At 65.1% G+C, this 14553-nt stretch carries 10 protein-coding genes; 3 read left to right on the top strand and 7 right to left on the bottom strand.

The features are described 5' to 3' along the window. Positions 1–7: 7 nt before the first annotated feature. Positions 8–604 (bottom strand): nucleotide exchange factor GrpE, encoded by a 597-nt coding sequence (gene grpE / locus ACFWEM_RS19290; RefSeq protein WP_378536026.1) that lies wholly within the window; start codon positions 602–604, stop codon positions 8–10. Further along, the gene (gene dnaK / locus ACFWEM_RS19285; protein ID WP_019749384.1) at positions 601–2454 is read right to left on the bottom strand and encodes a molecular chaperone DnaK; all 1854 of its coding nucleotides are present in this window, start codon (positions 2452–2454) and stop codon (positions 601–603) included. The genes grpE and dnaK overlap by 4 nt, the downstream gene beginning before the upstream one ends. 262 nt (positions 2455–2716) lie before the next feature. On the opposite strand from dnaK, the gene ACFWEM_RS19280 reads away from it, so the two are divergent. Together ACFWEM_RS19280 and ACFWEM_RS19275 are read left to right on the top strand one after the other, a co-directional pair. Then, on the top strand, positions 2717–3292 hold the full coding sequence (locus ACFWEM_RS19280) for a hypothetical protein (protein ID WP_378536021.1): 576 nt from the start codon (positions 2717–2719) through the stop codon (positions 3290–3292). Beyond that, a complete protein-coding gene (locus tag ACFWEM_RS19275; protein ID WP_378536019.1) occupies positions 3289–4293 on the top strand; it encodes a TIGR03617 family F420-dependent LLM class oxidoreductase in 1005 nt (334 codons plus the stop codon). The genes ACFWEM_RS19280 and ACFWEM_RS19275 overlap by 4 nt, the downstream gene beginning before the upstream one ends. A 31-nt stretch (positions 4294–4324) precedes the next feature. Here the strand turns inward: ACFWEM_RS19275 and ACFWEM_RS19270 are convergent, their stop codons facing one another. From ACFWEM_RS19270 to ACFWEM_RS19250, 5 genes are all read right to left on the bottom strand, one after another. Next, positions 4325–4969 (bottom strand): FMN-dependent NADH-azoreductase, encoded by a 645-nt coding sequence (locus ACFWEM_RS19270; RefSeq protein WP_378536017.1) that lies wholly within the window; start codon positions 4967–4969, stop codon positions 4325–4327. A gap of 23 nt (positions 4970–4992) precedes the next feature. Then, a complete protein-coding gene (locus ACFWEM_RS19265; protein ID WP_378536015.1) occupies positions 4993–6588 on the bottom strand; it encodes an MFS transporter in 1596 nt (531 codons plus the stop codon). A 104-nt stretch (positions 6589–6692) separates the two neighbouring features. Continuing rightward, a complete protein-coding gene (locus tag ACFWEM_RS19260; RefSeq protein ID WP_378536013.1) occupies positions 6693–8177 on the bottom strand; it encodes a dynamin family protein in 1485 nt (494 codons plus the stop codon). After that, complete coding sequence (locus ACFWEM_RS19255; RefSeq protein ID WP_378536011.1) at positions 8174–10042, bottom strand: dynamin family protein; 1869 nt, start codon at positions 10040–10042, stop codon at positions 8174–8176. The genes ACFWEM_RS19260 and ACFWEM_RS19255 overlap by 4 nt, the downstream gene beginning before the upstream one ends. Positions 10043–10165: 123 nt before the next feature. Next, the gene (locus ACFWEM_RS19250) at positions 10166–12481 is read right to left on the bottom strand and encodes an IniB N-terminal domain-containing protein (RefSeq protein ID WP_378536009.1); all 2316 of its coding nucleotides are present in this window, start codon (positions 12479–12481) and stop codon (positions 10166–10168) included. A gap of 346 nt (positions 12482–12827) precedes the next feature. Here ACFWEM_RS19250 and ACFWEM_RS19245 point away from each other — a divergent pair, with 346 nt between their 5' ends. After that, positions 12828–14549 carry an Hsp70 family protein gene (locus ACFWEM_RS19245; protein WP_378536007.1) on the top strand — a complete coding sequence of 574 codons (1722 nt, stop codon included), beginning with the start codon at positions 12828–12830 and terminating at the stop codon, positions 14547–14549. The last annotated feature ends 4 nt before the right edge of the window (positions 14550–14553 follow it).

Raw genomic sequence — 14553 nt, 5'->3', positions numbered from 1 at the left:
CTCACTCTTACTTCGCTTCTTCCTCTGAACCGTCTGCAGGCTTGTCGCCCACCCGGTCCGCCACGGCCACCATCGCGGTCCGAAGGACCCGGTCGCCGAGCTTGTAACCCTTGCGCATGACCGTCCCGAGTACGGGGTCGTGGCCTTCGCCTTCATGCTGCACCGCTTCGTGGAGCGCGGGATCGAAATCGTCACCCTCGTTACCGAAGTCGGTCAGACCCAGACCCGTCAGGGTCGTGTTGAGCTTGTCCGCGAGCGCACGCAACGGACCTGTTTCCAGATCACCGTGCGCCCGAGCGCGATCCAGATCGTCGAGAATTCCGATGAGCTCGGTGATGACCGAAGCCCGCGCGGTTTCCTTGATGACCTGCTTGTCACGCTCGACGCGACGACGGTAGTTGGTGAACTCCGCCTGCAAGCGCTGCAGATCCGCAGTCCGTTCGGCGAGCTGATCGGTGGCGGATGCTTCCTCCACGATCGACTCTGCTTCCTGAACTACCCCTGTGTCTTCCGAGTCGAGCGGCGGCAGGGATTCCCCCGCCGCCTCTCCCTGTGCACCGGTCTCGGGGTCGACCGGGTTGTTCTCGGAGTTGTCCGAGGTCACTTCTTGTCCGAGTCGGTGGGCTCGTCGACAACCTCGGCGTCGACGACGTCGTCGTCATTGCCTGCGCCGTCGGTGTTTCCGGCCTCGTTTGCAGCGGAAGCCTCGTAGATGGCCTGGCCCAGAGCCTGCGACTCGGTGCCCAGCTTCTCCACTGCGGTCTTCACTGCAGCGATGTCGGTGCCTGCCAGGGCGTCGTTGACGTCCTTGACCGCTGCCTCGACCTTGGTCAGGATCTCCTCGGAGACCTTGCCCGCGTTCTCACCTTCACGCTGCTCCTTGACGAACTTCTCCGTCTGGTGGACCAGCGACTCGGCCTGGTTGCGGACCTCTGCCTCTTCGCGACGGGCCTTGTCTTCCTCGGCGTGAGCCTCGGCGTCCTTGACCATGCGCTCGATCTCTTCCTTGGACAGACCGGAGCCGTCCTGGATCTTGATCGTGTTTTCCTTGCCGGTGCCCTTGTCCTTCGCCGTCACGTGCACGATGCCGTTGGCGTCGATGTCGAACGTGACCTCGATCTGCGGAACGCCACGCGGGGCGGGCGGCAGATCGGTGAGCTCGAAGGAGCCGAGCAGCTTGTTGTGCGAAGCGATTTCGCGCTCACCCTGGAAGACCTGGATCTGCACCGAAGGCTGATTGTCGTCAGCCGTGGTGAAGGTCTCGGAACGCTTCGTGGGGATGGTGGTGTTGCGCTCGATGAGCTTGGTCATCACGCCACCCTTGGTTTCGATACCGAGGGAAAGCGGCGTGACGTCGAGGAGCAGAACGTCCTTGACCTCGCCCTTGAGCACGCCGGCCTGGAGTGCGGCGCCGACGGCGACGACCTCGTCCGGGTTGACACCCTTGTTGGGCTCACGGCCACCGGTCAGTTCACGAACCAGATCGGAGACGGCCGGCATACGGGTGGAGCCACCGACGAGCACGACATGGTCGATGTCCTTGACGGCGATTCCGCTGTCCTTGATCACTGCCTGGAACGGCGCACGGGTGCGATCGAGCAGGTCGGAGGTGATCTTCTGGAACTCGCTGCGGGAGAGCTGCTCGTCCAGGAAGAGCGGGTTCTTGTCCGCGTCGACCGTGATGTACGGGAGGTTGATGGAGGTGCTCTGCGAGCTGGAGAGCTCGATCTTCGCCTTCTCCGCAGCTTCACGCAGACGCTGCAGGGCCATCTTGTCCTTGGTCAGATCGATGCCGTTCTGAGCCTTGAACTTGTCGACCAGCCAAGCGACGACGCGCTCGTCCCAGTCGTCGCCACCGAGGTGGTTGTCACCGGAGGTTGCACGAACCTCGACGACGCCGTCGCCGATTTCGAGCAGGGAGACGTCGAAGGTGCCGCCACCGAGGTCGAAGACCAGGATGGTCTGCTCGGTGTCGCCCTTGTCCAGTCCGTATGCCAGTGCAGCCGCGGTGGGCTCGTTGACGATACGAAGGACGTTGAGGCCGGCGATCTGGCCGGCTTCCTTGGTTGCCTGACGCTGCGCGTCCTCGAAGTACGCGGGGACGGTGATGACGGCGTCGGTGATGTCTTCGCCGAGGTAAGCCTCCGCGTCACGCTTGAGCTTCATGAGCGTGCGGGCGCTGATTTCCTGCGGCGTGTACTTCTTGCCGTCGATTTCAACGTTCCAGTCAGTGCCGATGTGGCGCTTGACGGAACGGAGGGTGCGGTCGACGTTCGTGACTGCCTGGTTCTTCGCGGGCTGACCGACGAGAACCTCGCCGTTCTTGGCAAATGCGACCACCGAGGGGGTGGTACGTGAGCCTTCGGCGTTGGCGACCACTACGGGCTCGCCGCCCTCCAGCACTGCAACTACCGAGTTGGTCGTACCGAGATCGATACCGACTGCACGAGCCATAGTGTTCCTACCTTTCGTTCTGCGGTTCTCTGCTCGAGTGGTTGATCTCGAACATGACCGCGAGTTTTTCGCTTGGTGAGCGTCCTCCGCTCAAGTTTGCCTCCGACCGCGGCCGGGAGTCAACTTGAAGTTGAGCCGGGGGCGCTCAAGCTTGTCGAAATGGTCAACTACAGCCCACGTAGATTTGTTCCCGCCTTCCCCGAAAAGGCGAAAAAGTGCGCCACATCACTTCGGCATCTCTCCAAATGGCTACGATCGGCCAGTGACCGATCCCGACAATTCCCCCGCTCGACCTGCTCGCCCGTCACCTCCACGCCCGGCACCCGAGCGACCCGACGTCTCGGTTCGGCCACTCCGAGCGCCGGCGAGCGACGAGACACCCAAAGCCGTGACCTTGTCTGCTTCTGCCTGGATCGGCTCGTTCGTGGTGTTGGCCGGAATCGCCGGAGTGGTAGTGACCAGCCTCGATGACGTCCGATCCGCTCTCGAAGAATCGACTGCACGCGACAACCCCGGATACTCGTCCACCGACATCTCCGACGCCGTGACCGTCGTACTCGCGGGCAGCGGCGGCGGCGCTCTCGTCCTGGCCTTGCTCGCACTTTTGAGCCTTCAACTCCTCCGCGCACGCAAGAACGCCGGGCGGGTGATGACGGCGATCGTCGGAGCCTCGAGCATCGCGGCCGGGCTCGGCTTCATGTCTCTGGTCGACGGCGCAGCGGATATCGGCGCTGGAGTCCTGACGTGGGGTCCGATTCTCTACTGCGTCCTTGTCGCGGTGGCGGCGATCGCGCCATTTGCTCCCGGTGTCAGTGACTGGCTGCGAGCACGCCGATGAAGATTCACGTACAACTCGACTCCGCACCAGGCGCAGGCGCTGCTCGCAGCCGTGAACTCGCGGAGACCGGCGCCGGCGGCCTGTTCACGTTCGAGGGGCCGCACGACGTGTTCTTCCCACTCGTCGAAGCCGCTTCGGCCGTCGACCTCGACCTGATGACCAACGTCGCCATCGCGTTCCCCCGCAGTCCCATGCATCTGGCGCATTCGGCCAACGACCTGCAGTTGCTCAGTCGCGGCCACTTTCGGCTTGGTCTCGGGTCGCAGATCAAACCGCACATCGAAAAACGCTACAGCGCAACGTGGTCGCGTCCAGCGGCCCGCATGAAGGAGACGGTCGCCGCGGTCAAGGCGATCTTCACGGCGTGGGAGAACACCTCGACGCTGAACTTCCGCGGCGAGTTCTTCACCCACACTCTGATGCCGCCGACATTCGACCCCGGCCCCAATCCCTATGGACCGCCGCCCATCCTGATGGGGGCACTCGGGCCGGTGATGACCCGTACCGCCGCGGAGGTTGCCGACGGACTACTGGTCATGCCGTTCCACTCGGAGCGACATTTCCTCGAGCGCACACTTCCGGCCGTCGATACAGGCCTTCGCGAATCCGGACGCACCCGAGACGAATTCACGATCATCCCGCAGGTCATCGTCGGCGTCGGCCGCAGCGACGATCAACTCGCCGCGGCCGCCCGAGGCGTCCGGGCGCTGCTCTCGTTCTACGGATCGACGCCCGCATACCGTCCGGTGCTCGACGTCGAAGGGTGGGGGGAGGTGCAGCCGGAACTCAATACCCTGTCGAAGCGAGGCGGCTACGCCGACATGGCCTCGTTGATCACCGATCCGATGCTGACCACACTCGCCGTCGTCGGCACCCCGGAAGAATGTGCGACCGAGATTCGGCGGCGGTTCGGAGAGCATGCCGACGAAGTGTGCTGCTACTTCCCCGGTTACGACGCAGAGCCGAAAGACGTGGCGTCGATGATCTCGGCTCTCGCCTGAACCTGGTCAGGCGCCCTGATCAAGCCCCTGATCAGGCTCCTAAGGTACGGGCCAGCTCGGTCAACGACTCCCGGGCAGCCCGCAGGCTCGCCTCACCCTGCTCGATCAGCGGCGCCATCGCCGGAATACGCTGCGCCAAGGTCAGTTCCGCGGTGATGACGGAGACATCCATGCCCATCGACACCCCCAATACCTGAACGAGCGGCGGAACGGTGTGATCGTCGGCCTCGTTCCCCGAACCCGGCGCATAGGTGTTTCCGCGACTGGACACGATCACCACGGGCTTGCCTGCCATGGGCTGAGTGCGAGTGTCGAAAGGCACCGTTGTACCCAGGACGTGTACGTAATCGATCCACGCTTTCAACGTGGACGGGATCGACCAGTTGTACATCGGTGCACCGATCACGACTACGTCCGCCGCGGCGAGTTGCTCGATGACCCGAGCCTGCAGTGTTTCTGCGTCGGCGTCCGGACTCTCTCCGTCGACGCGCAAGCGTGGTGCGTAGTGCAGGGCCGCGTCCGCGAGGTGCGGCAAGGGATCTCGGTGCAGGTCCAACGTCACCATCGTGTGATTAGGGCTGATCTCCGACCACTGCGCAGCGAACAGTGCGGTCAGATCACGTGAGGTCGAGTGGTGGAGTTCGGCGGACGAATCGATGAGAAGTAGCTGTGGCATCCCTCATCAGTACCAGAGCGTGCTCAACTCTTCTCCGCACTCTTCTCCGCGGCTAGATCGGATTCCGCCGCGTACTGCGCCAGCAGAACTCGTTCGCGCTCGCGACGCGGATAGAAGAACGTCACCACCGCGGCACCGGCACACACGATGATGATCGCCGCGATGTAGGCGTTTGTATCCCCGTCCAGGAAGGCGTTTTTGGCGGCGGTCATGATTTGCTCCGCGTATTGCGGGTAGCGTTCCGCCAGAACTTCGGCGCTGGAGAAGGATTTGGTGAGCGCGGCTTGAGTTTCGGGAGTCACCTCGGATGCGTTCGGCGAGGACGAGATCGCATTCCCCAACGATTTTGCGTACCCGGCGGTGAGTATGCCGCCGAGAATCGACTGCATGATGGCGCCGCCCAGGTCGCGTTGCAGGTCCGACGTTCCCGACGCCATACCCGCGCGATGCACGGGAACGGATCCGGTGAGGGAGCGCGATGCCGGTGTGCCGGCGAGTCCGACGCCGATGCCGACAAGTGCGTAGGCCAACGCAACCTGCCAATACTGCGTGCTTTCGTTCCACATGAACAGCGCGACAAACAATCCGAGAACCACAAACAGGTACCCGGAGAGCAGAGTGACTCGGGCGCCGTACCTTTCGATCATGGTCGCCGAACGCGGCGCAACGATCACCATCGCCAGGGCCGCCGGAATGATGGCCGCACCGGCTGCCAGCGTCGAGTAACTCAGTACGTTCTGCAGGAACTGCTGGCCGATGAACATCGCACCCATGAGCGATCCGAACACCACCAATCCGCCCACGGCTGCGACCCAGAAAGTTGGGCGCGCAGCTACGTGAAGGTCGAACAGTGGATTGACCGCGCGTCGTTGCTGCAGGAAAAACCCGATGCCCGCGACGAGCGCGATCGCACCGAGCACGAGTGCCATCGCGCCCGAACCCTTGACCGGCGCGAAGTTGATGGACAGCACCAGCGCCCCGATGAAGACGATCGAAACGATGCCGCCGAGATGATCGACTCGCTCGGTCGTCTCGTTGACGTGAGCGGGCACCAACATCAGTGAGCAGATGAGTGCCACGAGAGCCAACGGAAGGGTGACGAAGAAGACCGATCCCCAGTGAAACTGCTCGAGCAACGCGCCCGCGACGATCGGCCCCAGTGCCGAGATCGCGCCGCCGATGGCCGACCACATGGCTATCGCCTTGGTTCGTGCCGGTCCTGCCCACAGCGCTGTGATGATGGCCAGCGTCGTCGGGAATGCCAGACCTGCCGAAACACCTCCGACTATTCGGGCGAGGAAGAGAACTTCGAAGTTTCCGGCGAATCCCGCCACGATCGACGCCGGAATGGACAACGCCATGCCGGTGACCAGCAGCATCTTGCGCCCGTATCGGTCTCCCAAGGCCCCCAGGTAGAGCACTGTTCCGGCCAGGCCCAGCGAGTAGCCGACCGCGATCAGATTCAGTTGCGTCTGACTGGCGTCGAAAGCCCGCCCGATGTCGGGTAGCGCGACGTTCGCGACCGAGAGATTGAGGTTCGCGACCGCAGCCACCAGGATGAGCGTCCCCAGGACGAAGGTGGCTCGATCCGGTGATGCGGACTTGATGTCACTCGCCATGCGCGTGCTCCCATCGAGGTGGGACCCGAACCTGGGAGTTATGTCCGGATCATCCCGAACTCAAGATAGAACCCTCTTCCGGCGCTCGCATAGTGAACGGGTCCCTATTCGGGCACAATTTCAGCCAGGACGCCCTCGGCGCTGCGGGCAGCAACCAGGCAGGCGCGCGAGGTGAATCTGTCGAAGAGCGGATGTCTGGACAGTTCGCGCCATCGCCGGACCGCCGCAGTAGCCCGCGCACGCTGCACCTCCGGCGATTCTTCCGGTTCGCAGCCCAGCCGGTCACTGGCCCGGATTCCGTAGCCACCGATCAGTCTTTGCAGTTGTGCCAGGTCGTCGGGTGGCAGATCCGTGTGTACCGAACGAAGACGCCCGAGCAGGCGAAGTTCGTGAAAACCGTGAACATCGGCGAGCAACCGTTGCGCCTCCGCCGCGATCTGATCGCCTTCCTCGCTCGGATCGGCTTCGAGGATTCTTCCCAGTGTCACCAGCGCTGTATGCGATTTGAGCTGATCTGCCCGTTGACCGAATTGAACGTCGATCACCTGACGCAGTTCGTCCAGGCCGCTGCGCTCCAACAATTCGGCCGCCAGGGACGGTGAATCAGTAGCCCCCAACTTGATCGACGTCACGGCGAGGCGAATTCCGAAGAGCCCGAACCGATCGGCCAATTGCGCCCGCATGGCAGCATCGACCGGCAGCGGACTGTCCTGCCTGGCAAAGCGATCCGCGGAGAGGAGCGCCAGGCTCAGATCCTCGGCCGGAACCTGCGCGAGCGCCGAGAAGGCCGCGAACTCACTCTGCCTCATCGTCCGCGCAGCGAGCGCGAGCAGACCTGCCACCGGAACCACCGACTGGCACAGGCCGGTTCGCTCCAACTCCTCGGCAAATCGTGCCGCGACGTCCTTCGCCGAAGACAACGCGTCGAGCCTGCCTGCGCCGACCTCGTCGGCACGCGAGAGAACACCGATCACTCCGAGCGGCCCGGATTCTCCGCCCACGTGATCCGCGATCTTCCCGAGAAACTGCATGTCACTGGCGTTCAGGGCCCGCAGGAGATAGACCACTGCATCCGCGCCCGGCGCCCCGCCGTCGGGAACAAGCATGTCCCACGTGCGGGCCGAAACCTCGGTCGAGAGCGACGAGGTACCCGGTGTGTCGATGATCGTCGTACGCGCCAAAGCCGAAGACGGCCAGTCGACGTCGATGCGGTCCACCGAGTCTGCGGTGTACTCGCCCAGATCGAAGGTGAGCCTGCCGTCGCGGCGTGTCACCGGCACGTTGAACTCGGCGCCGTTCTCGGCCGTCGCGGTCACCTGCGGCGTTGTCCCGTTCCGATACCAGGTGACGACGCGTGTGCATTCCGTCGCGTCGGTCGGCGCTATATCCTGTCCGACAAGCGAATTGAGCAGCGTCGACTTACCCGCTTTGAGGGAGCCGGCGAGCGCCACCCTCAGCGGCTCGTCGAGCCTGGCCGCACATTCTTCCAACTGGGCTCGGGTCTGCGGTTGATCGGCGTAGACCCGTCTGGCGTGGTCGATCAGTGCGTGTGCCGACTCCACAGCAGTCACGGCGGTCGTTGCATTCATGCGTTGGTCACCTTTGCCGAAGCAGGAGCGGGAGTTTCGCCGATCAACGTTCCGGCAACGGCGTCGAGCTCGGCGACGACGCGCATGTCGGTCTCCAGACGCTTGATACGAGCGGCATGCTCGCTCGACTCCAGCTGCGCGGCTTCCTGCGTGGCGCGAAGGGATTCATTGATCGAGCGCAGCGCCTGCTCGGCGATGGCGGTGAAGTGATCACGCAACAGCCGCTGCACCAGGCGGAGTCGATCCTTTGATTCCTTGCCCACCTGGAAGCTGACGTCGTCGGCAAACCGTCGGATGGCCGCTTTCGCCTCGGCCCGACGCTTGAGTACCTGAGCCTGCTTGTCTTCACGATAGGCCTTGGTACCCAGCAGGACCCCGGCGCCGATGGAGATCGGGTTGACCAGAGCCATGCCCATCATCGTGGTGATCAAGCCGAACATCAGAACGCCACCGTACGAGCCGCGCATACCGACCAGAACCTTTTGAGTGATGCCGATTCGGCCCGACTCGAGATCCGACAATGCGCCGACCGGTTCCAGGAAACCGTCGGTGTCGGCGACGTCGAGATGCGGTAGCGCGACGTCGCCGGTCTCCGCAAAGTGCTGTGCCACAACTTCTGCCAACCACTGCGCACGGTCGTGAGCCCACACGAAGTTGTCACCGATCGCGGTGGCGATCTCCTGCTCGAGCCACTCCCCCACGACGTCCCAGTCCTTACCGGGATCGCCTTCGTCGACCGTCTCCTCGGCCTGGCGGGTGACCCGGCGCAACCGGTCGCGGAGGTCGTGATCTATGTCGGCGGCGAGGTCTGCGATGCCGTCGCCGAGGCTCTGTTGCCAGAGTGAGGTCTTTTTGTGCAGTTCCTCGGCCGCTGCCCGGGCGCGCTGCAGCCCCGCGACCGCTGCCTGCGCAGTCGACGGGTCCTTCAGCGCGGCAAGCTCACTACCCATCTCCAACGTCAGATGCGCTGCCGCAGAACGCACGTCCATCGCAACTGCGCGTCGAGTATTCGACTCGGCACGCGCAACGACGTTGTCCCGCAAAAACTGATAGAGGTCCAGGAAGCCGGATTCCGCTTCGAGTTCTTTGTCCCCCAGCCTCAGCGCATGCGAGCGCAGTACCGAGGAGATCGGGATGAGTGGCAGGTCCAACCCGGCGCGTTGGAGGTGTCCGCGGTCGGCGTCGAGGATCTGCCGCCAGTGCGGGTACAGATCGGTCTTGCTGATCAGCCCGGCCACCGCAGGACACAGATTGACGACCTGGCGGATGAATCCAAGCTCGGGTTCGGTGAACTCCTGGCTGGAGTCCGACAGAACCAACACGGCATCGGCCGCGGTGATCAAACCCAATGTTCCTGCAGCATGCGGATTTCCATGACCGCCGACGCCAGGGGTGTCGATCAGTACCAAACCGTCGGCCAACAGCGGACTGGGCACACCGACCTCGACGCGCAGAACCTCGCGCCCTTCGGCGCGAGGTGTGGCCGGGGTGATCCCCATGAGTTCTTCGAGCGGAAGTGGTACCCGGATCGGCGCCGCGCCCGGATCGGCGAGAATAAGTTCGGCTACTGCGGTCTCCGCGTACTGCACGACCGTCGCCACGGCAGTGGTCTCGTCGTCACCGACCGAGCAGACGTCGATGCCGAGCAGCGAATTGACGAACTGGCTCTTGCCCTGCTTGAGGGGGCCGACCACCACGATGCGAATACGCGGGTCGTTGACTCTGACCTGAGCGTTCTCGAGTCGACGCACCAGATCCGTGCGCCCGAAATCCTTCGCCACTGCTGCTGTCCGTTCGAGCAGCGACGCCGTCGACGACGCGACGCGCGCCTTCCGGTTGCTTACCTGACTCGCTGAATCACTCATGAGCTACGTTGACCCGCAATTCTTCCCGACTCGAATATCCGGCCCTGCGAACGCATAGCGCGCGCAGGGCCGGATTTGTTACATCAGGTCATTTTGACCGATTTCAGTTCCTGCGTCAGCAGATCAGGGATGCAGGTGATCGACAACCGCCACCGGATCGATGTGATCGACCGGTGCTGCAACCGAATCCTCGGCGAAGAGCGAGTGTCCGGTATCGGCGCTCAGGCCCGAAGCGGAACCCGAACCGAAAGCGTCGGTCGCATCGATCGACGACCACGGGTTCAGCGCACCGGTCAACGAACTCGTCAGGTCGGACACTCCGCTGACCGCTCCACCGAGAGATCCACCCAGGTCAGCGACTCCACCGCCGCCAACGGTACCGCCACCGTCGACGGTGCCACCGGCAGCCGCGGTTGCGTCTGCACCGATCGAACCGGTCACGTCGGTGACTGCTCCGACAGCCCCGCCGAGCGATCCACCGAGATCGGTGACACCGTTCAGTGCACCTCCGAGCGACCCGCTCACTGCACCGCCGAGCGACCCGCCCAAGCCGGCCGCCGCGTTCGTGGCTGCATCGAGGCCTGCGGTTGCGTCGAGACCTGCTGTTGCGTCCAGAGCGCCGCCCACCGTTGCTCCGAGATCGCCGGTCACAGCGCCGAGGTTCAGGCCGTCCGCCGCGATGCTTCCGAGGTCGACTGAAGGCAGTTCGGCGGAGATCGGACCGAGGTTCACTGCGCCGAGGTCGACGGAGGGCAGGTCGGCGCCGATAGCGCCGGTACCGATTCCGCCGATGTTCAGTGCCGAGTCCAGCGCTCCACCGAGGGCACCTTCGGCACCGAGAATGCTGTCGAGAGAGCCGCCCAATCCAGCCCCGAGGCCTGCGCCCAAGGCACCGTCGAGCGCGCCGGTGAGGTCTGTACCCACCGAACCGACAGCACCCAGGCCGCCTGCACCTGCGAGAGCGGAGTCGAGAGCCGCCGCCACACCGGCAGCCAAGCCTGCTTCGCCGCCCAGGCCGAGTACACCACCGACGTCGATTCCGGTAAGTCCGCCTGCGCCCAGTGCTGCGTCGAGTGCGCCGCCGAGGCCGCCCGCGAGCCCGGCATCGACGCCGAGCGCCGAACCGAGGACGCCTTCGAGGGCCGTCGACAGATTCGCGCCTCCGCCCAGAGCCGCCGCGAGGTCGGCGCCGAGTCCGCCTTCGAGGTCGAGTGCTCCCCCGAGCAGTCCGCCGAGTGCGCCGCCCAGGTCGGCTCCGACCGTTCCGCCGGCACCGAGAGCGCCGGAAAGTGCCGCGCTGAGCTGAGCGCCGAGGTCTGCGCCGCCGCCGAGCACTGCGTCGAGGTCGAGTCCGCCGCCGAGGCCCAGTGCTGCGTCGAGTGCGCCGCCGAGTGCGGTTTCCAAGCCGCCGCCGACGCCGAGTGCTCCGCCGAGGGCGCCGCTGAGGGCAGCACCGAGATCGAGCCCTCCCGCGATATCCGTGAGAACACTGACGTCGGTGATCGCGCCGAGAACGCCGCCGAGCGATGCACCCAGATCGGCGCCGATCGTGCCGCCGGCTCCCAGGACACCGGAGAGCACGCCGGACAACGCCGTGCTGAGGTCACCCGTCAGAGCGCCGGCCAGGTCCAGGCCGCCGCCGAGGGCAAGGGCGGATTCCAGTGCGCCGGTCAGGCTTGCACCCAGTTCGCCGCCGATGTCGAGGAGACCACTGAGGTCTGCTGCGCCGCCGAGGAGTCCACCGAGAGCCAGTCCGAGGTCCGCTCCGAGGTCGCCGCCGATGGCGAAGACGGGTGCGAGGGCTCCGCTGAGCCCTGCCGTCAGGTCGAGTCCGCCGACTGCGCCGATTGCGGCGTCGAGCGCTGCTCCCAGTTCCGCGGTCAGGCCGCCGGTCACTCCGAGCGCACCACCCAGAGCCGCGCTGAGCTGTGCACCGAGATCGAGTGCGCCGCCGAGGTCGAGTGCGCCACCGAGGCCGAGGCCGGCTTCGATGACGGCGCCGAAGGCTGCGCCGAGGTCGGCACTGATCTCGCCGCCGATGGCAAGCGCAGCACTGAGGGCTGCTGCGAAGTCGCCGACCAGATCGAACTGGCCGCCGAGGGCGCCTCCGACTCCCAGGCCCGCACCGGCGCCGAGACCCAGGCTGCCCCCCAGACCGCCACCGAGGCCACCGGTGAGTCCACCACCGATTCCGAGCCCGCCGCCGATCGCACCGGCAGCGGACGCGCCGGCGTTGACGATCGCGGACAGGTCGGCGCCGCCACCGGCAAAGAGTCCGGACTCGGCGACCAGCGGAGCAACAGCGACGATGTCGGCGGGGCTGACGTCGCACAGACCTGCAGCGTTGAGAGCCGCGGTCGGGTTGGCGCAGTAGTTGGCAGCTGCCTCGTCGTCGCGAAGTAGCCCGAGGATGAATTCGAGTACGGCGTTCGTTGCCATGGCGGGTTCTCCTGAAGTTCGTTGACCGTGATGTTGACCGTGATGTTGCCGGTGGGTTGTTGCCGGTGCTCCGGAAACTGGTGCGCTGCCAGAGGTAGCGAGTGGAATCAACGCTAAGAACTTTTGCGACCGGGGCCAACGGGGAGCACCCCCCTCTTCTGCCGGGGCGGACGGGGAAGTCCCCTACGGGCCACGACTGGCCTTATTAGGGGATTTGCCCCGATTAGGGGATCGGCCCCCTACTTCGTCGGAGCGCCTCCAATCCGGTAACGATCTTGGTCCTGAAACCGACATCGCAGACAACCGCGACAGTCCTTCTGTCGCCCACGACCAGGGGAGTTCGTTCATGGCGGCAGGGCTCGGCATCAGCATCGGTTCGGCCACTCTCGTAGCTGTCAGCGACGGCTCAACCGGTGAAACGCAACAGGTCCGCTTACCCAGTGCACTGCAATTGGACGACGGATCCGTCATCACCGGATTTGTCGAGCGCGTCGGCGATCCGATTCCGATACTTGCCGCCGACGGCACCGAGTACCGCGGCGAGGATCTCGCGGCAACAGCGGTAGACGCGCTCGTCGGCCAGGCGGGCAGCGGCGAAGGGCCGACGGTCGTCCTGGCTCACCCTGTGGGGTGGAACCGCCACACAGCACGCACCATGGAGTCCGCGCTGGATGGCGCCGGGGTTCACGGCGCAACTCTCGTCGCCGAACCCGCGGCCGTCATGGCGTGGCTCGCCGCCTCCGGAACTGTTGTCAACGACGGTCTGACCGTCGTCTACGACCTCGGCGCCCGTTCGCTCGACGTCACGATGATGTCCACGACCGGCGGACGGAGCGAGATCTTCGGCAAGCCGCTGCGCAGCGAGGACATCGGCGGTGACGAATTCGATCACCTCGTCACCGTGCACCTGCTCGATGCGGTGTCGGATCACTTCGCAGCCCTCGATCCCTTTGCTCCCCAGACGATTGAAGCGCTGGAAACGCTGCGTGAGCATGCTCGCGCAGCCAAGGAGGAGCTTTCCACCGAGACGGAAACCGTTGCCCGCGTCGCACTTCCCGGTACAATCAGCGACGTTCGACTCGTTCGTTCCGAGCTCGAGGATCTGATCCGCCCCGCCCTCACTGAATCGGTGGCCTTGGTTCGCGAAAGCCTGCGATCTGCCGGCGTCGAATCCAGCGATGTCAATCAGGTTGTTCTGGCCGGCGGAAGTTCGTCCATTCCCCTTGTCGCCGAATTATTGTCTGCGGAGCTTCGTGTTCCCGTGATCGCCGATGCCGATCCGGCGTCGTGCGCGGCGTCCGGCGCTGCGACGCTGGCGACAGAAATGACAGCCACCACGGCACTCGCTGTCCCTGTTGTCCCCGCCGAGCCCACCCGCAAGCCCGCACCGGTTCCGGCCTTCTCCACTCCGCTGCTTGCCGAGCCGACCGAGGAAGAGAACACGGCGACTCGACGCTCGTCGAGGGTGGGCGTAGTTGCTGCGGTGGTTGGAGCATTCATCGTGCTCGCCGCAGGCGGGCTCGGAATCGGAACAGCCATGGACAAGATCAACGTCCCGTCCAGTTCAGCGAACACCACGAGCGAGTCCACCTCCTCGACCGCATCGACCACCGCAGGCTCTACTCCCGGCAGCACGACGGCAGCCGAAGCGGCAGGTACCGGATCCACGACTGCGAACAACGGAACTCAGAACAATCAGCCCGGTTCTCCCGCTGCCGCAGGCGGTTCGACGACGGCACCAGGGGCAGTTCCGGTTGCCGGTGCACCGGCTGGATCTGCGCCCGCACCGGGTGAGACCGCCCAGTCGGCGCCTGCACCTGCCGCACCCGGCGCCCCGGCACCAGCACCGGCTCCCGCCCCGGCACCAGCGCCCGCGCCCGCACCTGGAGCTGGTGTCGGAACCGGTGTCGGTGATGCTGCGACCGGCATCGGCAACGGAGTCGGCGGCCTGGTCGACGGCGTCGGGAACGGTGTCGGCGGCGTGGTCGGAGGTCTCGGTAACGTCGTCGGTGGTGTCGGAAACGTCGTCGGAGGTGTCGTCGGCGGCGTCACCGCGCCGATCCGCTGACCGG

Source organism: Rhodococcus sp. NPDC060176 (assembly GCF_042728675.1).
Taxonomy (GTDB): domain Bacteria; phylum Actinomycetota; class Actinomycetes; order Mycobacteriales; family Mycobacteriaceae; genus Rhodococcus_F.
The sequence above is the reverse complement of the archived record's forward strand: the minus strand, read 5'-3'. Positions and strand labels throughout refer to the sequence as shown.